The sequence below is a fragment of the Mycolicibacterium brumae genome, assembly GCF_025215495.1.
In the GTDB taxonomy this organism is placed as follows: Bacteria; Actinomycetota; Actinomycetes; order Mycobacteriales; family Mycobacteriaceae; genus Mycobacterium; species Mycobacterium brumae.
The window spans coordinates 3,223,379-3,242,572 of the sequence record NZ_CP104302.1; the positions used below are offsets into that span (position 1 = coordinate 3,223,379).

Consider the following 19,194-nt stretch of genomic DNA (forward strand, 5'->3'; position numbering starts at 1 on the left):
TACCTCGCGGTCGACCACCGAAGGCGGCACCAGATGGATCTCGGTCTCACCGGCAAGCGCGCGCTGATCACCGGGGGCAGCCGCGGCATCGGCCTGGCGATCGCCCGCACCCTGCTCGCCGAAGGCGCGTCGGTGGCGATCTGCGCCCGCGACGGACAGCGGCTCGCCGACACCGCCGCCGAACTCGCCGAGCACGGCACGATCTTCCACCACCCCGCCGACGTCAGCGACGAGGCGGCGGCCGCCGGGTTCGCGCACGCGGCCGCCGAGGCGCTGGGCGGGCTGGACATCGTCGTCGCCAACGCCTCGGCCTCGGTCGGCCAGGGCCCCACCGCCTGGGAGGACAACTTCCGCACCGACCTGATGAGCTTCGTGCGAATCATCGAATCCGCCACCCCGCACCTCGCGGCCAGCGACGCGGCCGCGGTGGTCGCCATCACCAGCACCTCCGCGCTGGAGGCCGGAATACTGCCAACCGCCAACAGCTTCGGCGCGATGAAGGCGGCCATGCTGCAACACTCCGCCGCGCAGGCCCGCCAGTTGGCGCCCCAGGGCATCCGGGTCAACTCCGTGTCGCCGGGCCCGGTCTACTTCGACGGCGGGGTGTGGGAGCAGATCAAGAACGGCATGCCCGAGCTGTATGAGGCCGCCGTCGCGGGCACCGGGCTCGGCAAGCTGGCCAGCGACGTCGACATCGCCAACGCCGTGGCCTTCCTGGCTTCGCCCGCCGCCGGCCAGATCACCGGCGCGAACCTCGTCGTCGACGGCGCCTTCACCAACCGGTTCGACTTCTAACCGGATGGGCGCGCGGTGAGCCGCGTCGAGGCGGTCCTGGTCTGCGGCGGCCAGTGGCACGACTTCGAATACGCCCGCCGAGAACTGCTCGGCGAACTCGCGGAATTCGAATCGGTTCGCACCCGGGTCTACGACGGCTACCAGGCCGTCGACGCGCTGCCCGACGCCGAGCTGCTCATCACCTACACCTGCAACCTCGTCCCGACCCCGGAGCAGACAGCCGCGCTGACCGAATTCGTGGGCCGCGGCGGTCGGTGGCTGGCGCTGCACGCCACCAACGCCGCCATCGTTCCCGCCGCGGACGGCGCCGACCACCTGTTCAGCACCCCGCCGCTGCCCGGCGACCTCCCGGAACTGCTGGGCAGTCGGTTCCTGGGACACCCGCCGATCAAGCCGTACACCGTCACCCCCGCCGCGCCGGAACATCCCCTGGTCGCCGGCATCGCCCCGTTCACGGTGACCGACGAGCTCTACGTCAGCGAACTGCGCCCACCGCTGCAGGTGCTGCTACACACCGAATTCAGCGGTCGGTCACCCGGATTCGAGCACGGTCACACCGTCGACGACGAGCCCCGTCCGGTGCTGTACCTCAAGAACCACGGCCGGGGCGCCGTCTGCTATTTCACCCTCGGCCACTGCCGGGGCCGCTTCGATCTGCAAGACCTCGGCGTCGAGGACACCGGCCAGGTCGACCGGGGCAGCTGGACGACGCCCGAGTTCCGCGTGATCCTGCGCCGCTGCCTGCGCTGGGCGGCGTACGGAACCCATCGAGAGGATTGAGCCATGGAACCGTTCCCGCTATTGGAACTGCGGCAGTACACCGTCCGGCGGGGCGCCCGCGAGGAGTTCATCGAACTCTTCGAGAGCGAACTCGTCGACCCGCAGCAAGCCCTGGGCATCCAGGTGCTCGGGCAGTTCCGCGACCTCAACGACCCGGACCGATTCGTCTGGCTGCGCGCCTTCCCCGGACTCACCGAGCGCGCCCGGGCGCTCGGCGCGTTCTACGTCGACAGCGCGGCCTGGAAGACGCACGGCGGCGCCGCCACGTCGCTGCTGGCCGACTTCACCGATGTGCGCCTGCTGCGCGTGGCGACACCGGGCCTGGCGCCCAGCGGGCGCCCCGGCGCGCGGCTACGGGCAAGGATCCGGGACGCCGACGCACCCGACCACGAGACGGCGATGGCGATGGCGACCTACGAAACCGAGACGGGCCCAAACGATTTCCCGATGCCGGTGCGCAGCACACCGGTCACGGTCGACTTCGCATGGACCGACGACGCCGACGAAGACCCCGGGCGGCTGGCGCCTACCGAACGATCATGGCTTCGCTGACCGGCAATCCCGGGTTGCTGGCCACCGTCAACTCCGACGGTCCGGCGCCCGCGGCGATCAGGTGGGCGGCGTAGGAGGCGATCATCGCGCCGTTGTCGGTGCACAGCCGGGCCGGCGGCACTCGCAGCGTCAAACCTACTGCCGCGCAACGTGCTTCGGCGAGCTCCCGCAGTCGGGAATTGGCGGCGACACCCCCGGCGATCAGCAGCGTGGACACCCCCAGGTCGGTCGCGGCGCGGACGGCCTTGCGGGTGAGCACATCCGCCACGGCCTCCTGGAAGCCGGCGGCCACATCCGCCCGATCCGCCTCGGGGTGGGCCTCCAGATGCCGGGCCACCGCGGTCTTGAGGCCGGAGAAACTGAAGGCGTACGGGTCGTCGCGCGGACCGGCCATGCCGCGCGGGAACGCGATCGCGTCGGGATCGCCGTCGCGGGCCAACTCGTCGAGCACCCGACCGCCGGGGTAGCCGAGGCCGAGCAGCCGCGCGATCTTGTCGTAGGCCTCCCCCGCCGCGTCGTCCACGGTGCCGCCGAGTTCGACGATCGGCTCACCGAGCGAACGGACGTGCAACAGGTGGGTGTGGCCGCCGGACACCAGCAGCGCAACGCATTCCGGCAGCGGGCCGTGCTCGTAGACGTCGGCGGCCAGATGCCCGCCCAGATGGTTGACGCCGTAGAACGGCACACCCCAGGACGCGGCGTAGGCCTTGGCGGCGGCGACGCCGACCAGCAGCGCGCCGGCCAGCCCGGGGCCGATGGTCGCCGCGACGACATCGGGCCGGTCGACCCCGGCGACTTCCAACGCGCGGCTCATGGTCGGGCCGAGCGCCTCCAGGTGCGCCCGGGACGCGATCTCCGGCACCACACCGCCGTAGCGGGTGTGCTCATCGACACTGGAGGCCACCTCGTCGGCCAGCAGGGTGACCGTGCCGTCGGGATCCAGCGCGGCGATGCCGACACCGGTCTCGTCGCAGGAGCTTTCGACGGCGAGCACCACGGTGCGCTGCGGGTTGGTCATGGCGTCTCCTGAAGGTCCCGGCGCATGGTGAACGCGTCGGCGCGGCTGCCCGGGTAGTAGTTCTTGCGGAGCCCGACGGTCTCGAAGCCGACGCTCTCATACAGCGCGATCGCCGCGGCGTTGTCGGTGCGGACCTCCAGGAACGTCGGCCCGTCGCAGGCGAACTCCAGCAGGTCCGCCAGCAGCCGACGGCCGATCCCGCGGCCCTGGTAATCCGGGTCGACCCCGATGGTGTGCACCTCGTACTCCAGCGGCGGGGTCAGGCCGAGCCGGGCCGCTCCGGCATAGCCGACCAGCCGTCCGTCGATCCGGGCGGCGACATAGTGGTGCCCCGGGAAGACGACGGCGTCCCGGAACGCCCGCGCCGGCCAGGGGTTATCGCCGCCGAACAGCATGGACTCGAGTTCGGCGCAGCGGGCGGCATCGGAGTGCCGCAGCGGCTCCAGCACCGCGGTGTCGGTCACGCCAGGCCTCGCTCGGCCAGCGTTTTGGCGTCCGGGCGGCGCAGATACAACGGCGTCAACGGCTCCGGTTCGGACTCCCAATCCCGCACCGCGGCAACGAGTCCCAGCACCGACGGGTACTCGATCCCAAGCACCGGAAGGCCGAAGGATTCGGCGACCGCAGTCGGTCCGGCGACCGCGACGACGTCGTCGCGGGGCACGTCGGCCGCGGCGCCCACCGCGGGCCCGTCGGTGCGGACTCCGTCGCGGTAGCGCGCCCAGTACACCTCGCGGCGACGCGCGTCGGTGACGACGAGCACCTCGCCGGCGGTCCCGACGCCGATGCCGTCCAGGCTGCACACCCCGCGCACCGGCCGTCCCAGCGCCTGCGCGAACGCCGCGCCGGTGGCCATGCCGACCCGCAGCCCGGTGAACGGACCCGGCCCGCAGCCCACCACCACGGCATCCAGGTCGCCCATGCTCAGCCCGGCGTCATCGAGGGCGGCAAGGACATTCGGGGTCAACTGCTCGGCGTGCGCCCGCGGGTCGACGGTGATCCGCTGCGCCAGCAACTCGCGGCTGTCCTCGTCCATCCGCACCACACCGGCGGTGACCGCGGGCGTCGCGGTGTCCAGGGCCAGCACGATCCGGCTCATTGCGGCGCTCCCCAACTCCATCGGGCCGTGCGTTCGTCGGAGTCCGGGGCCCGCTCCAGCCGGACATCGAGGTGGTGATCGGAGAGCCGCTCGGCGAGCCCCTCACCCCACTCGACCACCACCACCGCCTCGGTCAATTCGGTGTCCAGGTCCAGCGAGTCGAGTTCGCCGAGCAGATCGGCGCCCGCCTCCAGCAGCCGGTACACGTCGACGTGGATCAGATCCGGCGCGCCGGTCCGGCGGGCGGGGTGCACCCGGGCCAGCACGTAGCTGGGCGAGGTGATCGGCCCCTCGACGTCCATCGACTCGGCGATTCCCTTGGTCAGCAAGGTTTTTCCGGCGCCCAGCGGACCGGACAGCACCACCACGTCACCGGCGGTCAGGCCGGCGCCGATCCGGGCGCCCAGCGCCAGGGTGTCCTCGGGGGCGGGCAGCGTCGCCGCGCCGTCGGCGATCCGCGCGTTCACCGTCGCCACCGCCGGACCCAGCGGCGCGGCCGGGTGGCGATCCGCACCTCGCTGAACCGGAGCCGCTCGGCCAGCACCGTCAACTTCTTGCGGCCGACGCGGGCCACCAGCCGCTCCAGCGCCTCGTTGACGATCTCGGGCTGCTCCAGCTGCACCATGTGCCCGGCGCCGTCCACCAGCAGCAGTTCGGCCTTGGGCAGCATGGAGGCCATATCCTCGGAATGCTCCGGGGTGGTCAGCACATCGGCTGTGCCACACGCGATCAGCGTCGGGATCCGGGCCAGCGCGATCAGCCCCGCGGTCTCGTTGTGCACGCCGAGCGCGTGCAGGAATCCGACCATGGTCGGCACCGGGGTGGTGTGGGTCATGTCCTCGGTGTAACGGACCACGGTGGGGCTGACTGCCTCGTCGCCGAAGGACGCGGCCTGCAGCACCGGCGCCAGGATCGACCGGGCCAGGCCGCGTCCGCGGTGCACCAGGCCGGGAACGTACCGGGCGGTGAACCGGGCGGCCTCCAACGCCGGGTTCTGCAGGATCTCCCCCAGCGGCGAGCGCGAGATGCCTTCGGCCGCCGAGGAGATGATCGCCGCGCCGACGATATTGCGGCCGTAGCGATCCGGGTACTGGCGGGCGTGGGAGAGCACCGTCATACCGCCCATGGAATGGCCGACCAGCACCACTTCGCCGCGTGGCGCGAGCACCGTCAGCACCGTCTCCAGATCCCGGCCCAGTTGCTCGATGGTGTAGTCGCGGGGCCGTCCGGCGGTGGACTCGCCGTGCCCGCGCTGGTCGTAGAACACCATCCGGACCTGGTCGCCCCACACCTCGGTCATATCGCGGCGCTGAAAGTGATAGGCGCGCATGCTGTTACAGAAGCCGTGCGCGAACACCACGGTGACCCGCGCGTCGGACGGGCCGACTTCGCGAACCTTCAGGTCCACCCCGTCGGGCGTGGTGAGCACCGAGGTGCGATCACCTTCGAAGACGCCGAAGTCCTCGCCGTGGTGGGGGTCTGCGAGGCGCGCCCGCCGGTTCACCGCCCGCCGGGCCGTCGACCGTCCGGCGATCACGCCGACCGCGCCGAGCCCCGCGGCGCCGGCGCGCCAGCGGCGACTGCCGCTCACCGCAAACCACCGCCGCGGTAGGCGCGCGACACCCGCCAGCGCGGGCTGCACAACACCTCGTAGTCGATGGTGCCGATCAGCGCGGCGACCTCGGTCGCGCTCGCCTCGCCGTCGGCGCCGGGGCCGAACAGGATCGCCGCGTCGCCCTCGGCCACCCCCGTCGGGACCGGCCCGAGGTCGACGACGAACTGGTCCATGCAGATCCGCCCGACGTTCGGGTAGCGGCGTCCGTTGATCGCGACCTGCAGGCGTCCGCTGAGCCCGCGGAACACGCCGTCGGCGTAGCCGAGCGGGATCAGCGCGACGGTGGTGTCGCGCGGCGCGGTCCAGGTGTGCCCGTAGGAGACGCCGCTGCCCGCGCTGACCGGTTTCACCATGGCCACCGGCGCGCTCAGCGTCATGGCCGGGGTCAGCGCGGCCTCGACGTAACCGGCCACCGGGTTCATCCCGTACACCGAGATGCCGGTGCGGACCAGGTCGAAGGCCAGGTCCGGCCGGGCCAGGGTGGCCGCCGAGTTGGCCAGGTGCGCCGTCTCGAACACCACCCCGCGCCGGCGCGCGGCCGCGATGATCTCGGTGAAACGGGCGGCCTGGGCGTCGTTGGCGGGGTGCGACGGCTCGTCGGCGCAGGCCAGGTGCGACATCACGCCGCGCAACCGGACGGCGCCGGTCGCGGCCGCGGCGCCGAGCGCGTCGATCAGTTCGTCGACATCGGCGGCGGCCGCCCCGGAGCGATTCAGCCCGGTGTCGACCTTCACGGTCAGCACGGCGGTCACCCCGGTGCGCGCTGTGGCGTCGAGCACATCGCGCAGCTGACGCAGGTTCGTCACACCAAGCTGCACATCGGCGGTCAGTGCCGGCGCGAAGTCGGTTCCGGGCGGGTGCAGCCAGGCCAGCAGTGGCCCGGCGACCCCGTCGGCACGCAACGTCAGCGCCTCGCCGAGGGTGGCGACACCCAGCTCGGCGGCCCCGGCGGCCAGCGCCGCGCGCGCCACGGCGGCAGCGCCGTGGCCGTACCCGTCGGCCTTGACCACCGCCATGACCTGCGCGGATCCGGCGAACTCACGCAGCGTCGCGACATTGGCGGCGATCGCGTCGAGATCGACAAGGGCCGTCGGGGTCACCGACGGCGCAGTGGAGTGGCCCAGTTGGGCGGGTTCAGTAGTCACCGTCGGCCATTGTCCCAGGCGCGCGGTCAGTGGGCGAAATGCTCCTCGACGGCGAAGCCGCCGGGCTTGAGTCTGTCGAGTTTGGCCAGCACCGCCTCCAGGTCTTCGTACATCGCGCGGGCCAGGTTCGCCGAGAAGCCCTCGCGTACCACGATCCGCAGCACCGCCAGGTCGGTGGCGTCGGCGGGCATGGTGTAGGCCGGGACCTGCCAGCCGTACTCGCGCAGGCCCGCGGAGATGTCGAACACCGTGAAGCCTGGGTCGCCGATCAACTTGAACGCCAACACCGGCAACACCGAGCCGTCGGTGATGACCTCGAAGCGGCCCGACCCGGCCAGTCGGTGCGACAGCCACTGCGCGGTTTCGCTCAGCGCTCGCATCACCTGGGCGTAGCCGTCGCGGCCGAGCCGCAGGAAGTTGTAGTACTGGCCGACAACCTGGTTTCCCGGCCGGGAGAAGTTCAGCGTGAACGTCGGCATGTCGCCGCCGAGGTAGTTCACCCGGAACACCAGCTCCTCGGGCAGCGCCGCGGCGTTGCGCCACACCACGAAACCGATTCCGGGATAGGTCAATCCGTACTTGTGTCCGCTGACGTTGATGGAGGCGACCCGGGGCAGCCGGAAGTCCCACACCAGATCCGGGTTCAGGAACGGGACGACGAATCCGCCGCTGGCGGCGTCGACGTGCACCGGCACGTCCCGATCGGGTTCAGAGGCGGCGAGCTTGTCCAGCGCGGCGCAGATCTCCTCCACCGGCTCCAGCTCACCGGTGTAGGTGGTGCCCAGGATGGCGACCACCCCGATGGTGTCCTCGTCGACGGCGTCGACCACCTGCTCCGGGGTGATCGTGTAGCGGTCCTCGGCCATCGGCAGGTAGCGCGGCTCGACATCGAAGTAGCGGGCGAACTTCTCCCACACCACCTGCACGTTGGAGCCCATCACCAGGTTCGGGGTGCGGGTCTTCCAGGCGTCCTTGCCGTGCTTGGCCTCGATGCGGGCGCGCCACCGCCACTTCAGCGCCAGCCCGGCCAGCATGACGGCCTCGCTGGAGCCGATGGTCGAGGCCCCGATTCCGGTGGACGGGTCGTCGTCGCGCAGGTCCTCGGCGTGAAACAGGTCGGCGACCATGCAGACACAGCGCTGCTCGATCGCGGCGGTGATCGGGTATTCGTCCTTGTCGATCATGTTCTTGTCGAACGTCTCGGACATCAGCCGGTCGGCTTCGGGATCCATCCAGGTGGTGACAAACGTGGCGAGGTTCAGCCGGGAACTGCCGTCGAGCATCAGCTCGTCGTGAATGAATCGGTAGGCCACCTGGGGTTCCAGGGACTCGTCGGGCAGCCGGAGCGCGGGAATCGGCGAGGTGCTCATCCGGCCGGTGTAGGCAGGCGTGACGGTCGGGTGGCGCGAAACGTTGGGCATGGCTGTCTGTTCTACAGAATGGCGGCCAGCGCCGGTCGGATATGGGTGAGGATCCGCGTGGCGGAGATCGGGACGGCGGTCGGCCCGGGGTCTTCGGCGGCCAGTTCGGCCGCGCGGGAATGGGTGAACGCCCCGGCGGCGGCCGCGGTCGCCGGGGGCAACCCGGCGGCGACCAGCGCGCCGATGATGCCACTGAGCACGTCGCCGGAACCGGCGGTGGCCGCCCAGGAGTTGCCGGCGGGGTTGAGGTAGACCGGCCCATCCGGTCCGGCGATGACGGTGACGTTGCCTTTGAGCAGCACGGTGGCGCCGAACTTGGCGGCCAGGGCTCGGGTGGCGGCGACCCGGTCGTCGCCGGGCGGGGCGCCGGCGAGTCGGGCGAACTCTCCGGCGTGCGGGGTCAGCAGGGTGGGCGCGGTCCGGTCGACGACGAGTTCGGGGTGGGCGGCGAGCACGGTCAGCGCGTCGGCGTCGACGAGCACCGGCAGGTCGGTGGACAGCGCGAAGCGCAGCACCGCGGACGCGTCATGGCCGACGCCCAGGCCCGGGCCGACCACCCAGGCCTGCACCCGGCCGGCGTCGCGGTGCTCGCGGGTGGCGATCACCTCGGGCCAGTGGCTAACCACCTCGGCGGCGGCCGGGCCGGCGTAGCGCACCATGCCGGAGTGGCTGGCGACCGCCGCCCCGCTGCACAGGATGGCCGCGCCCGGGTAGACCGCCGAACCGGCCAGCACGCCGGTGACGCCCTGGGTGTATTTGTCGTCGGCGGGCCCCGGCGTGGGCCAGCACGCGGCGACGTCGTCGGCCTGCAGGCCCAGCAGGTCCGCCTGCGGCAGATCCAGGCCGATGTCGACGAGTTCGACCCGGCCGCAGTCGGCAAGCGCGTGCACGGGTTTGAGACCGCCAAAGGTGACCGTCAGCGCGGCCCGCACCGCGGGCCCGGTGATCGCGCCGGTCGACGGGTCGACGCCGCTGGGCAGGTCGACGGCGACCACCGGCGCGGTGGTGGCGGCGAACACCGCCGCTGCGGCCGGCCGCAGCGAGCCGGACGCGCCGATGCCGACCACCCCGTCGATCACCAGATCGGTTGTGTCGGAGATCTTTTCGACGACGCGGCCACCGGCGGCGCGGAAGGCGGCGAGCGCTTTGGCGTGGGTGCGGTCCGGGTTGAGCAGCACCGCGTCGGCCGCCGCGCCGCGGCGGCGCAGGAACGTCGCGGCCCACAGCGCGTCGCCGCCGTTGTCGCCGGAGCCGACGACCGCGCAGATCCGGCGTCCGGCCACCCCGCCGGCGCGGCGGCGCAGTTCGGCGGCGATGGCGACCGACAGCGGCCAGGCCGCTCGGCGCATCAGCGCGCCGTCGGGCATGGCGGCCAGCAGCGGGGCCTCGGCAGCGCGGATCTGTTCGGGCCGGTAGTAGTGCCGCATGGCCCGGAGACTACAACCCGATCAGCCGGGGAATAGGTCGGCGCGGCCGACGCGGTGTGCGAGGCCGCGAACACCTGCCGTAGTTGTGGTGAGGGGTCGCCGAAGATTTCCATCCGGAGGCCGCCGCCGAGTTGGGCGAGCCGGCGGACGTGTTCGCGGGTGGCCGCCAGGGTGCGCAGGACCGCCTCGGAGTCGGCGTAGCGCTGCAGCACCACCGCGGCGCGGCGGCCGTCGTCGACGAAGACGTCGTACTGCAGGACCCCGGCTTCGTTCCGGATCGAGGTGAGGACCTCCTCGGCGACGGCGGCGAACTCCGGCAGCTGCGCTGAGGCGATGTCGGGGAAGGCGCCCCGGATCTGAATCTCGGCCATACCCGATATTATCCGATCGATCTATCTAGGGCAGATGCCGGACGCAGCGCCGGCGTGCCGCCTATCCTCGATGGGATGAACGCGCGGTGGCTGTGGGCGGCGGTGCTGGCGGCGCCGTACGCGATGTTCGCGGTGACCACTCCGATCGCGGCCGCCGACGACCCGATTCCGATCTGCCCGGTCAACCAGCCGTCGTATTACAACGGGCAGCCGTGCGCGCCGCAGCCATGCCAGGCCCCGTATCAGCAGGGCATGATGCCGCCGTGCGTCATGCCGGTAACGCAGGTCTGCCCGCCGAATATGACGTCGTACTACAACGGGCAGCCGTGCGTTCCGCAGCCGTGCACGCCGCCGTATGCGCCGGGGGTGCCGCCGTGCATGATGCCGGTGGCGACCCAGCCGTTCTGACTACTCGACGGTGACGGACTTCGCCAGGTTGCGGGGCTTGTCGACGTCGTAGCCGCGGGCCAGCGCCACCGAGGCGGCGAACACCTGCAGCGGGATGGTGGACAGCAGCGGCTGCAGCAGCGTGGAGACCGCCGGCAGTTCGATGAGGTGGTCGGCGTACGGCCGGACGGTGTCGTCGCCCTCCTCGGCGATGACGATGGTGACCGCGCCGCGGGCCTGCACCTCACGGATATTGCTCAGCAGCTTGGAGTGCAGCAACGCGTTGCCCTTCGGCGACGGCATCGCCACGATCACCGGCACCCCGTCCTCGATCAGCGCGATCGGGCCGTGCTTGAGCTCGCCGGCCGCGAACCCCTCGGCGTGCATGTAGGCCAGTTCCTTGAGCTTCAGCGCGCCCTCCAGCGCCACCGGGTAACCGACGTGGCGGCCCAGGAACAGCACGGTCTGCGAGGTGGCGAACCGTCGGGCGATCTCGGCGACCGGCTCCATCCGTTCCAGCACCTGCTCGACCAGCGCCGGCATGGACTCCAGCTCGCGGTACTCGCGGCGCACCTCGTCGGGGTACTTGGTGCCGCGGGCCTGGGCCAGCGCCAGGCCGACCAGGTAGGCGGCGACGATCTGGGCCAGGAACGTCTTGGTGGCCGCGACGCCGATCTCCGGCCCGGCGCGGGTGTAGAGCACCGCGTCGGACTCGCGCGGGATCTGGCTGCCGTTGGTGTTGCAGATGGCCAGCACCTTGGCCTTCTGCTCCTTGGCGTGCCGGACGGCCTCCAGGGTGTCGGCGGTCTCACCGGACTGCGACACCGCGACGACCAGGGTGCTGCGGTCCAGCACCGGGTCGCGGTAGCGGAACTCGCTGGCCAGTTCGACCTCGACGGGCAGCCGGGTCCAGTGCTCGATGGCGTATTTGGCCACCAGCCCGGAGTGATAGGCGGTGCCGCAGGCCACCACGAAGACCTTGTCGATCTCGCGGAGCTCCTGGTCGGACAGGCGCTGCTCGTCGAGGATCACCCGATTGTCGGCGAAGTGGCCGAGCAGGGTGTCGCCGACGGCGGTGGGCTGCTCGGCGATCTCCTTGAGCATGAAGTAGTCGTAGCCGCTCTTCTGCGCGGCCGACAGGTCCCAGTCGATGTGGAAGGGACGCGCGTTGGCCGCGGAGTCGTTGCCTTCGAAGTCCAGGATGTCGCAGCCATCGGCGCGCAGCACCACGGCGGTGTCCTGGCCCAGTTCGATGGCCTCGCGGGTGTGCTCGATGAACGCCGCGACGTCCGAGCCGAGGAACATCTCGCCGTCGCCGACGCCCACCACCAGCGGGGTGGAGCGGCGCGCCGCGACGATGGTGTCGGGGTCGTCGGCGCAGGTGAACACCAGGGTGAAGTGGCCCTCCAGCCGGCGCAGCACCGATAGCGCCGACGCGACGAAATCGCCGGCGGTCGGGCCGTGGTAGTAGGCGCGGGCCACCAGGTGCACCGCGACCTCGCTGTCGGTGTCGCTGGCGAACTCGACGCCGAAGCCTTCCAGCTCGGCGCGCAGCGACGCGAAGTTCTCGATGATGCCGTTGTGCACGACGGCGAAGCGACCGGAGGCGTCGCGGTGCGGGTGGGCGTTGCGGTCGGTGGGCCGACCGTGGGTGGCCCACCGGGTGTGCCCGATGCCCGTCGTCCCGGTGAGCTCGGCCGCATCGGTCTCGGCCAGGGCCTCTTCCAGGTTGGCCAGCCGACCGGCGCGGCGGCGGACGACCAGTTGGTCGTTGTCGTCGATCAGCGCCAAACCCGCCGAGTCATACCCGCGGTATTCCATCCGGCGCAGCGCATCGACGACGATGCCACAGGCCGGTCGAGGCCCGACGTAGCCGACGATTCCACACATGAGCACCCAGGGTAGTGCAGAGTCCCACCACTCCCCCTCTCGCCGACGGTGAGCTAGGTTCATCGGGTGGCCAGAACCAAGGGACTGCTCAATCGGCTGACCCGCCGCGGACCCCATCGCGTTCTCCGCGGTGACCTGGCGTTTGCCGGTGTGCCCGGCGAGGTGCACACCCCCGAATCAGGGCTCGGCCTGCCCGCGGTGGCGTTCGGCCACGACTGGGTCACACCGGTCTCCGGCTACACCGGGCTGTTGGAACACCTCGCGTCCTGGGGCATCGTCGCGGCCGCGCCCGCGACCGAGAAGGGCTTGGCGCCGTCGGTGCTCAACCTGTCCCACGATCTGGGCGTGGCGCTCGATATCGTCTGCGGCGTGCGGTTGGGCCCCGGGAAGATCAGCGTGGACCCGGGCAAGCTCGCGGTGGCCGGCCACGGCTTCGGTGGATCGGCGGCGGTGTTCGCGGCCGCCGGGCTCGGAGCGCGGGTGCGCACCGCCGCGGCCATCTTCCCGACCGTCACCAAACCGTCGGTGCTGGGCCCGGCGTCGGCGCTGAAGATCCCCGGCGTGGTTTTCGGGGCGCCCGATGACCCCACCAGCTTCACCTCGACGGCGATCGAACTGGCCGGCGCGTGGGATGACGCCACCCTGCGGGTGGTGGCCAAGGGCCGCTCCCGCGGGCTGGCGTCGGGTCGGCGGGCGCTGAAGTACCTAGGCCTGCCGAGTTCCGACAAACGCACTCAACAAGCGGTGCGCGGACTGTTGACCGGGTACCTGCTCTACACGCTGGCCGGCGACAAGACCTACCGGGAATTCGCCGACGCCGAGGTGGAGTTGCCCAAGACCACAGCGCCGCTGCCGGAACTGGCGCCGGTCGGCCCAGAGGAGAAGTTCATCGCGCTGCTGCGCGGCTGATTCGACGACCTTGCCCGGCCGACTCGACGAGCAAGCGAGGAACGAGTGCGCGAGGAAAAGGTCGGCCGTTCAGCACGGGCTCAGGGAGCGATCTAGGCAGCACTGGCATCACGGTGTCGAAGAACAACATCTTCCGGATTGTTGTCAGTGGAATCGACCAGGCTGAGGTCCCAAGCGGTGTTATCCACCAACACGTCGTACACGCGGTTTGCGAGAACACTGTCGCGAGCCCGCACCTCGGCGTAAACCTGACCGGCGTTGTATGAGTCGTCGGCTATGACAATTTCGCCCGAATCCAGTCGCAACATCGGATTGCCGAACCGATCCTCGGCGACCGGAGCTTTAAGGCAGCGGGAGAGAAGCTCAGCGACATCACTCGAAGCTGCGCCACGTCGGATCTGCACATCAAGAATCACTTGTCGCCTCCTTCCCCACCACAACGGAAGCGACAACGCCATTCACTTCCTTGATAATCCAGACTGCCAGCAAACCATCGTATCGATCCACCAATTCTCTGGCCAGCACAGATGCTTCGCCAAAGGTCATGCTTGAGCGAGTCATGTCGTCCACTGCCCTGAATTCGACATCAAACCCGCACGCCGCAACGCGTTTCGCTGTGTCGAGCTCGTGTTGGAGCACATGTCGCACCTTTGAGCGGTCGATCCTCCCGGGCACAAGCCCCTCCGCCTCACGAGAGACCACCGCTTCATTCCCCAACTTGGGGCAGGGCGTCGGCGGCGATCTCACACGGCGTGGCGGTCGGGTCTGTTGCCGGAATGGCGGCCGGGGCGGCGAGTTCGGCCGCGGGCGCGGGAGTCCCATCCTCGGTGGGCGTCTCCTGCGCCTCCTCATCGTTCTCGGTGGCGGCCTCATCCTGCTCGTCTTCCGCAGGCTTCTCCCCTTCCTCCGGCCCCTCCGGTTCGTCCTCCCCGGGGTCGCTCCCCTCCTCGGCCTCGGGGTCTTCCGCCGGCTCCTCCTCAAGCAGCTGCTCGTCGTCAAGCAGCTGCTCGTCGTCGGGCAGGGGCTCGCCGAAGTCCGGCAGGGCGAACTCGGGCAGGCTGAATTGCGGTAGCGAGCCCAAACCCGAGGAACTGCCCGGGGACGACGACGGGGTCAACGCGCCGAGCCCGGCGTCCATCGGGGCGGCGGACGTGGACGGCGTTGTGCCGCTGAGCAACTCCGACTCCGCCGGCAGCCAGTCATCGACCGGCGAGGCGCCGATCGGTTCGGCGCCGACGGGCTGAGACGGAGTCGATGGCGCAGTGGTGGCGGGCGCGGTCGCTGCGGGTGCGGTCGCTCCGGGTGCGGTCGCAACCGGTTGAGTCGCGGCGGGCTGGGTTGGGGCCGGGGTGGGATTATCGCGGCGCGGCGCGGCGGGGACCAGCTCGCCGGGGGTCTCGAACTGGATCGGCGCGCCCGCGCACAGCTCGGCCTCCGCCGCTCGGTAGGCCTCGGACACCTCGGCCTGGCAGTTCCGCACCGCCGACAGCCAGTCGACGGCGACGACGCCGGTGACGAACGGGGTGACGGCGGCGTCGACGGTGGCCTCGGCCTGCTCGCCGGCCCCACCGAGGACAACGGCGCGGGCCGCGGCCAGCCAATCGGAGCGTTGCCCGCCGGGCCGGTCCGCCACGGCGATGACGCCGGCCACCATGGTGTCCACCGCCTGCCACAGCCGTTCACGCAGCCGTTGGTAGATCCCGGTGGCGGCCGACAGCCGGTCGACGACGGACTGCGCCGCGTCCCGGTGCCGGGTCAGGAATGCTTCCGAGGATTGCGCGCCAGCGCCGGACCACGCCGCGGCCAGCGCCGAGCGCTGCTTGTCGGTTGCCGTCACCGCCTCCGCGCCGATCTGCGCCAACGACCGAAGCACCGCGCAATCGCTGTCCAGCGCGCCAAGATCCATCCCGTCGTCGCAGCGGTACCAATCCCCAACCTGCTGGGCGTGCAGGGTCAGGTCCGGATGGTGGTAGCCACGCAGATGCGCCGCCCAGACGTAGGCGGAGACTTCCTCGACCGCGGCGGCGCCCTCGGCCAGCCGGGAGGCGACGTCGTAGCGGGCGGACATCTCAGCCCGACCCGATCAGCGCCGCGGCGTCCGACTCCCCGGCGCGGTAGCGCTGCGATCCGGAACGCAGGACCGCGGCGATGCCCGCGGCGGCGCGCTCCCACCCGGCCATCGCGGCGGCCAGTGGGTCCAGCGCCTGACGCAGCGATTGACCCGCGCCGACGTGGGACCGGCCGGCCGTCGTGGCGCCGAAGGCCAACCGGGACCAGGCGGCGCGGGCATCCAGGGTCCGCGAGAGCAGGTCGAAGCCGGTGGCGGCGGCGTCCAACACGGCGGTGTCCACCTGGGCGGACGATTGGGGGTCTGCCATAGCGGATCAGACGCAGCGGCAGCCACCGCGGTTCCGTCGCCGAGCCACCGAGTTAATTATATGATCGGCTAATTATGTCCGATCCGATGAACACCGTCTGGCGACTGACCTCACGGCCCCACGGCCCGGTGCGCCGGGAGGATTTCTCGGTCAGCGTCGAACCGCTGCCGACACCCGGGCCCGGACAGGTGCTGCTGCGCAATCTGTACCTCATTGTGCCGGCGTCCATGCGGCTGTGGATGAACGCCGAGGACACCTATCTGCCGGCGCAGCGCCTCGGCGCGGTGATGCGCGGCATCACCGTCTCGGTGGTCGAGCAATCCGAGGATCCCGCCTTCCCGGTCGGCGCCTACGTCAATGCGATGGGCGGCTGGCAGGAGTACGCGCTGGCTAAGACCGCGCACCTGCAGCGGATCACCCCGCACCCCGATATCGGGCTGGCGAGCTACCGCGGGGTGCTGGGCCTGCAGGGCATGACCGCCTACTGCGGGCTGACCGATGTGTGCCGGCCCGAGCCGGGACAGACGCTGGTGGTGACGGCCGCGGCGGGCAGCGTCGGATCGCTGGTCTGCCAGATCGGCAAGAAGCTCGGACTGCGGGTCATCGGCGTCGCGGGCGGGCCGGCCAAGTGCGACTGGCTGGTGCGCGCCTGCGGCGCCGACGGCGCCATCGACTACAAGAACGACGACGTGGCCGCGCGGCTGGACGAACTGTGCCCGGACGGGGTGGACATGCAGTTCGAGAACGTCGGCGGCCCGGTGATGGACCTGATCATGGCCCGGATCAACCGCGGCGCCCGAATCGCCTTGTGCGGCATGGTGTCCGGCTACCAGGGCGGTGACAATGCCGGCGGCCACGCGTTGATGAACCTGGTGAACCAGCGGGCCACCCTGCGCGGCTTCATCGTCTCGGACTATCTGCACCGGGCGCAGGAGGTGTGCGACCGGCTCACCGAGTGGGTGCTCGACGGTTCCCTGGTCTACACCGAGGAGTTCAGCGACGGCCTGGACTCCACGCCGGAGGCGATGAACCGGCTGGCCCGCGGAGAGAACCGCGGCACCCAGTTCGTCCGGGTGAGTCCCGTCTAGGTTCCGACGGTTCCCAGCACCGTGCCCACGGGATAGGTCTCGCCGTCGGCGACGTCCCCGTGGCGCAGGACCCCCGCGCACGGCGACGGGATGTCGGTTTCCACCTTGTCGGTGCCGACGGTGTAGAGGTCTTCGCCCTCGTCGACCTGGGCGCCGTCGGGGGCCAGCCAACCGCTGAATGTGCCCTCGGTCATGGTGACGTTGAGCTTGGGCATCCTGATGTCCATAGGTTCGGTCAACACCTCTCGTCGTTCATTCGTCGATCACCAACGCCAGAGCCGGACAGCAGTCCGCCGCCTCCCGCGCCAAACCTTCGGCGTCGCCGGGGATCTCGTCCACCAGCACTTCGGCCTGCCCGTCATCGCCCACCATGAACAGCGACTCGGCCAGCACCTCGCAGACACCGTTGCCGACGCAGCGGTCACGGTCGACGCGGACCCTCATCGGACCAGCACCGTGGCGCCGCTGAGCCCGGGCGCGCCATAGACGTGCGACAGCGCCACCCGCGGCCGGCCGGGCGCCTGGCGGTCACCGGCCGTGCCGCGCAGCTGCAGCACGTTCTCGTGGATCTGCCGCAGCCCGGACGCGCCGATGGGCTCCCCGTTCGCCAGGCAGCCGCCATCGGTGTTGATCGGCAGCCGACCGGTCAGCTCGGTCTCGCCGCGTTCGATCAGCTCGGTCTGCTCCCCGTGGGCGCACAACCCGGTTTCGGCGAGGTGGATCAGCTCGGCCCCGGAATCGGTGTCCTGCAGTTGGGCGAGGTCCACCTCCGACGGCGCGATCCCGGCCGCCTCGAACACCGCGGCGGCGGCGTCCACGGTGGGGCTGACCCCGGTGTGGATCGACAGCGACGGACTGAGCACCTCGAACGAGCCGGGCCGGCGGGTGCGCACCACATTGCCCGCCACGAACACCGGGTGCGGGCTGAGCTCGCGGGCCCGCCGGGCGCTGCACAGCACCAGCGCGGCGGCGCCGTCGCCGGGTGAGCAGAACATGTACTGGCGCAACGGATCCGACACCATCGCCGAGGCGTTGATCTCCTGCTCCGACAGCGGTTTGCGCCGCCAGGCATTCGGGTTCAGCGACCCGTTGCGGAACGCCTTGGCCGCGACCTTGGCCAGCAGCCGCTCCGGCAGGTCGTGCTCGTGCAGGTAGCGCTGGAGTTTGAGCGCGAAGAACTGGGAGGTCAACGCCAGCCCGGTGGGCCCGTACCAGCCACCGAGGCCGAGCGCCTCGGGCTTGATCGCGAAGGCGCCGCGGGGGTGTGAGTCGAAGCCGAGGACCAGCGCGAACTCGGCCGCCCCGGAGGCGATGGCCTGCACCGCGACGGTCAGCGAACTGCTGCCGGTGGCGCATCCATTGAGCACGTTCACAAACGGCACGCCGGTCAACCCCAGCTCGGCGACCAGGGTGTCGGCCGCGCCGCCGGACATGCTGCCGCCCACCGCGAATCCGATGTCCGGCCAGCGCAGCCCGGCGTCGCGCAGCGCCAGCTGTGCCGCCGCGACCGCCTCGGCGCGCACGCCGGTGTCCACGTAGCGGCCGAACGGGCGGCAACCCACCCCGATGATGGCGACGGATTCGGTCACTGGGGCTCCTCGGGGGCGAAGGCGAACGTCGTCGTCGGCGAGCCGTCCCCGGTGCGCACCGCCGCGGTGGTCAGCGTCATCGGCATGCCGATCCGCAATCGCGCCGGGTCGTTCTCGGTCAGCCGGGCCTCGATGATGACCTCACCGGGCAGCTCCACGTAGCCCACGCCGAACGGCTCGAAGTCGTCGTCGTAGCGGCCGTACGGCGGCGACGGTGGCGCGAACCGCTGAATGGTCCAGCTCCACAGCGCGCCGCGGTCGGCGAGGGTGAGCACCTCGATCTCGCCGCCGCCGCAGCGGCGGCAGAACTCCTTTCGGGGGAAGTCGATTTCGCCGCACTGCCCGCAGCGCCCACCGAGCAGCCGGACCCGGCCGTCCACCCGGGTCATGATGGTCGGGTCGATGACATCGTCAGCCAACGTTCTTCGCCTTCCGCACGCCGCGTTTGAACACCGTCACGTCGGCGCGGACCACCGCCTGGCAGGCCAGCCGGACGTGGTCGCCCCGGCCGCCCGGACCGCCGGTGAGATCGCGCAGCAGCTGTTCCTCGTCAGGTTCGGCCGGGTCCAGGTGCTCCGGTGACTGCAGCACTTCGAGGTGGCAGACCTGGCAGAGGCCCTCGCCGCCGCAGATCGTCGGCCACCGGTATCCGGCCGCCAGCGCGGCGGCCATCACGGTCTGTCCGACCTGAGCCGAAAAGCTCACCCCGGCCGGTTGCACGGTCACCACC

General features: G+C 71.0%; 25 protein-coding genes. 6 read left to right on the forward strand and 19 right to left on the reverse strand.

The window, feature by feature from the left end; translation table 11 throughout:
• Positions 1-33 precede the first annotated feature (33 nt).
• Genes L2Z93_RS15605 through L2Z93_RS15615 form a run of 3 tightly spaced genes read left to right on the forward strand, consistent with a single transcriptional unit; the run spans position 34 to position 2,127 of the window.
• Complete coding sequence (locus tag L2Z93_RS15605) at positions 34-795, forward strand: SDR family NAD(P)-dependent oxidoreductase (protein ID WP_090588051.1); 762 nt, start codon at positions 34-36, stop codon at positions 793-795.
• A gap of 15 nt (positions 796-810) precedes the next feature.
• The gene (locus tag L2Z93_RS15610; RefSeq protein ID WP_090588054.1) at positions 811-1,575 is read left to right on the forward strand and encodes a ThuA domain-containing protein; all 765 of its coding nucleotides are present in this window, start codon (positions 811-813) and stop codon (positions 1,573-1,575) included.
• Positions 1,576-1,578: 3 nt separating this feature from the next.
• Complete coding sequence (locus L2Z93_RS15615; protein WP_090588057.1) at positions 1,579-2,127, forward strand: NIPSNAP family protein; 549 nt, start codon at positions 1,579-1,581, stop codon at positions 2,125-2,127.
• Here L2Z93_RS15615 and tsaD read toward each other — a convergent pair.
• From tsaD to L2Z93_RS15660, 9 genes are all read right to left on the reverse strand, one after another.
• Positions 2,102-3,145 (reverse strand): tRNA (adenosine(37)-N6)-threonylcarbamoyltransferase complex transferase subunit TsaD, encoded by a 1,044-nt coding sequence (gene tsaD, locus L2Z93_RS15620; RefSeq protein ID WP_090588060.1) that lies wholly within the window; start codon positions 3,143-3,145, stop codon positions 2,102-2,104. The genes L2Z93_RS15615 and tsaD overlap by 26 nt on opposite strands.
• Positions 3,142-3,540 (reverse strand): ribosomal protein S18-alanine N-acetyltransferase, encoded by a 399-nt coding sequence (gene rimI, locus L2Z93_RS15625; RefSeq protein ID WP_090588859.1) that lies wholly within the window; start codon positions 3,538-3,540, stop codon positions 3,142-3,144. The genes tsaD and rimI overlap by 4 nt, the downstream gene beginning before the upstream one ends.
• 65 nt (positions 3,541-3,605) lie before the next feature.
• Positions 3,606-4,244: a tRNA (adenosine(37)-N6)-threonylcarbamoyltransferase complex dimerization subunit type 1 TsaB gene (gene tsaB / locus L2Z93_RS15630; RefSeq protein WP_090588062.1), complete on the reverse strand. Its 639-nt coding sequence runs from the start codon at positions 4,242-4,244 to the stop codon at positions 3,606-3,608.
• On the reverse strand, positions 4,241-4,711 hold the full coding sequence (gene tsaE, locus L2Z93_RS15635; protein WP_162561902.1) for a tRNA (adenosine(37)-N6)-threonylcarbamoyltransferase complex ATPase subunit type 1 TsaE: 471 nt from the start codon (positions 4,709-4,711) through the stop codon (positions 4,241-4,243). Before tsaE ends, tsaB begins: the two co-directional genes overlap by 4 nt.
• Positions 4,708-5,835, reverse strand: coding sequence for an alpha/beta fold hydrolase (locus L2Z93_RS15640; protein WP_090588861.1), 1,128 nt, complete (start codon positions 5,833-5,835; stop codon positions 4,708-4,710). Before L2Z93_RS15640 ends, tsaE begins: the two co-directional genes overlap by 4 nt.
• Positions 5,832-7,004: an alanine racemase gene (gene alr / locus L2Z93_RS15645; protein ID WP_370745846.1), complete on the reverse strand. Its 1,173-nt coding sequence runs from the start codon at positions 7,002-7,004 to the stop codon at positions 5,832-5,834. Before alr ends, L2Z93_RS15640 begins: the two co-directional genes overlap by 4 nt.
• 26 nt (positions 7,005-7,030) lie before the next feature.
• A complete protein-coding gene (gad, locus tag L2Z93_RS15650; RefSeq protein WP_090588065.1) occupies positions 7,031-8,425 on the reverse strand; it encodes a glutamate decarboxylase in 1,395 nt (464 codons plus the stop codon).
• 11 nt (positions 8,426-8,436) lie between these two features.
• Positions 8,437-9,852 (reverse strand): NAD(P)H-hydrate dehydratase, encoded by a 1,416-nt coding sequence (locus L2Z93_RS15655; protein WP_090588068.1) that lies wholly within the window; start codon positions 9,850-9,852, stop codon positions 8,437-8,439.
• The gene (locus tag L2Z93_RS15660; RefSeq protein WP_090588070.1) at positions 9,774-10,223 is read right to left on the reverse strand and encodes a putative quinol monooxygenase; all 450 of its coding nucleotides are present in this window, start codon (positions 10,221-10,223) and stop codon (positions 9,774-9,776) included. The genes L2Z93_RS15655 and L2Z93_RS15660 overlap by 79 nt, the downstream gene beginning before the upstream one ends.
• 75 nt (positions 10,224-10,298) lie before the next feature.
• Between L2Z93_RS15660 and L2Z93_RS15665 the strand changes: the two genes are divergently transcribed.
• Positions 10,299-10,631, forward strand: coding sequence for a hypothetical protein (locus L2Z93_RS15665; RefSeq protein WP_090588072.1), 333 nt, complete (start codon positions 10,299-10,301; stop codon positions 10,629-10,631).
• Here L2Z93_RS15665 and glmS read toward each other — a convergent pair whose 3' ends face one another.
• Positions 10,632-12,500: a glutamine--fructose-6-phosphate transaminase (isomerizing) gene (glmS, locus tag L2Z93_RS15670; RefSeq protein WP_090588075.1), complete on the reverse strand. Its 1,869-nt coding sequence runs from the start codon at positions 12,498-12,500 to the stop codon at positions 10,632-10,634.
• A gap of 66 nt (positions 12,501-12,566) precedes the next feature.
• On the opposite strand from glmS, the gene L2Z93_RS15675 reads away from it, so the two are divergent.
• Entirely contained in the window at positions 12,567-13,409 is an 843-nt protein-coding gene (locus L2Z93_RS15675) for a dienelactone hydrolase family protein (protein ID WP_090588078.1), read from the forward strand.
• A gap of 92 nt (positions 13,410-13,501) precedes the next feature.
• Here the strand turns inward: L2Z93_RS15675 and L2Z93_RS15680 are convergent, their stop codons facing one another.
• The 4 genes from L2Z93_RS15680 to L2Z93_RS15695 form a co-directional block, all read right to left on the reverse strand.
• A complete protein-coding gene (locus L2Z93_RS15680; RefSeq protein WP_128111813.1) occupies positions 13,502-13,825 on the reverse strand; it encodes a hypothetical protein in 324 nt (107 codons plus the stop codon).
• Positions 13,815-14,048, reverse strand: a complete 234-nt coding sequence (locus tag L2Z93_RS15685; RefSeq protein ID WP_128111814.1) for a hypothetical protein — start codon at positions 14,046-14,048, stop codon at positions 13,815-13,817. Before L2Z93_RS15685 ends, L2Z93_RS15680 begins: the two co-directional genes overlap by 11 nt.
• Positions 14,049-14,115: 67 nt before the next feature.
• Positions 14,116-15,477 (reverse strand): hypothetical protein, encoded by a 1,362-nt coding sequence (locus L2Z93_RS15690; protein ID WP_090588081.1) that lies wholly within the window; start codon positions 15,475-15,477, stop codon positions 14,116-14,118.
• Between the two features lies 1 nt (position 15,478).
• Positions 15,479-15,787, reverse strand: coding sequence for a type VII secretion target (locus L2Z93_RS15695; protein WP_090588083.1), 309 nt, complete (start codon positions 15,785-15,787; stop codon positions 15,479-15,481).
• A 74-nt stretch (positions 15,788-15,861) separates the two neighbouring features.
• On the opposite strand from L2Z93_RS15695, the gene L2Z93_RS15700 reads away from it, so the two are divergent.
• On the forward strand, positions 15,862-16,875 hold the full coding sequence (locus L2Z93_RS15700) for an NADP-dependent oxidoreductase (protein WP_202971871.1): 1,014 nt from the start codon (positions 15,862-15,864) through the stop codon (positions 16,873-16,875).
• On the opposite strand, the gene L2Z93_RS15705 is transcribed toward L2Z93_RS15700, so the two are convergent.
• From L2Z93_RS15705 to L2Z93_RS15725, 5 genes are read right to left on the reverse strand one after another with little or no spacing between them, the layout of a single operon-like run.
• A complete protein-coding gene (locus tag L2Z93_RS15705) occupies positions 16,872-17,114 on the reverse strand; it encodes a lipoyl domain-containing protein (protein ID WP_234786077.1) in 243 nt (80 codons plus the stop codon). The two genes, L2Z93_RS15700 and L2Z93_RS15705, sit on opposite strands and share 4 nt — an antisense overlap.
• 13 nt (positions 17,115-17,127) lie before the next feature.
• Complete coding sequence (locus L2Z93_RS15710) at positions 17,128-17,319, reverse strand: ferredoxin (RefSeq protein WP_090588089.1); 192 nt, start codon at positions 17,317-17,319, stop codon at positions 17,128-17,130.
• On the reverse strand, positions 17,316-18,464 hold the full coding sequence (locus L2Z93_RS15715; RefSeq protein WP_090588091.1) for a thiolase family protein: 1,149 nt from the start codon (positions 18,462-18,464) through the stop codon (positions 17,316-17,318). The genes L2Z93_RS15710 and L2Z93_RS15715 overlap by 4 nt, the downstream gene beginning before the upstream one ends.
• Complete coding sequence (locus tag L2Z93_RS15720) at positions 18,461-18,883, reverse strand: Zn-ribbon domain-containing OB-fold protein (protein WP_234786078.1); 423 nt, start codon at positions 18,881-18,883, stop codon at positions 18,461-18,463. The genes L2Z93_RS15715 and L2Z93_RS15720 overlap by 4 nt, the downstream gene beginning before the upstream one ends.
• On the reverse strand, positions 18,876-19,190 hold the full coding sequence (locus tag L2Z93_RS15725) for a 2Fe-2S iron-sulfur cluster-binding protein (RefSeq protein WP_090588865.1): 315 nt from the start codon (positions 19,188-19,190) through the stop codon (positions 18,876-18,878). The genes L2Z93_RS15720 and L2Z93_RS15725 overlap by 8 nt, the downstream gene beginning before the upstream one ends.
• Positions 19,191-19,194: the final 4 nt, after the last annotated feature.

Excerpts from the sequence above, each read along its gene's own strand:
- L2Z93_RS15605 (WP_090588051.1), top strand. The coding sequence starts at position 34 with ATGGATCTCGGTCTCACCGGCAAGCGCGCGCTGATCACCGGGGGCAGC.
- L2Z93_RS15615 (WP_090588057.1), top strand. The coding sequence starts at position 1,579 with ATGGAACCGTTCCCGCTATTGGAACTGCGGCAGTACACCGTCCGGCGG.
- tsaD (WP_090588060.1), bottom strand. The coding sequence starts at position 3,145 with ATGACCAACCCGCAGCGCACCGTGGTGCTCGCCGTCGAAAGCTCCTGC.
- rimI (WP_090588859.1), bottom strand. The coding sequence starts at position 3,540 with ATGCTGTTCGGCGGCGATAACCCCTGGCCGGCGCGGGCGTTCCGGGAC.
- tsaB (WP_090588062.1), bottom strand. The coding sequence starts at position 4,244 with ATGAGCCGGATCGTGCTGGCCCTGGACACCGCGACGCCCGCGGTCACC.
- gad (WP_090588065.1), bottom strand. The coding sequence starts at position 8,425 with ATGCCCAACGTTTCGCGCCACCCGACCGTCACGCCTGCCTACACCGGC.
- L2Z93_RS15655 (WP_090588068.1), bottom strand. The coding sequence starts at position 9,852 with ATGCGGCACTACTACCGGCCCGAACAGATCCGCGCTGCCGAGGCCCCG.
- L2Z93_RS15660 (WP_090588070.1), bottom strand. The coding sequence starts at position 10,223 with ATGGCCGAGATTCAGATCCGGGGCGCCTTCCCCGACATCGCCTCAGCG.
- L2Z93_RS15665 (WP_090588072.1), top strand. The coding sequence starts at position 10,299 with ATGAACGCGCGGTGGCTGTGGGCGGCGGTGCTGGCGGCGCCGTACGCG.
- glmS (WP_090588075.1), bottom strand. The coding sequence starts at position 12,500 with ATGTGTGGAATCGTCGGCTACGTCGGGCCTCGACCGGCCTGTGGCATC.
- L2Z93_RS15690 (WP_090588081.1), bottom strand. The coding sequence starts at position 15,477 with ATGTCCGCCCGCTACGACGTCGCCTCCCGGCTGGCCGAGGGCGCCGCC.
- L2Z93_RS15695 (WP_090588083.1), bottom strand. The coding sequence starts at position 15,787 with ATGGCAGACCCCCAATCGTCCGCCCAGGTGGACACCGCCGTGTTGGAC.
- L2Z93_RS15700 (WP_202971871.1), top strand. The coding sequence starts at position 15,862 with ATGTCCGATCCGATGAACACCGTCTGGCGACTGACCTCACGGCCCCAC.
- L2Z93_RS15710 (WP_090588089.1), bottom strand. The coding sequence starts at position 17,319 with ATGAGGGTCCGCGTCGACCGTGACCGCTGCGTCGGCAACGGTGTCTGC.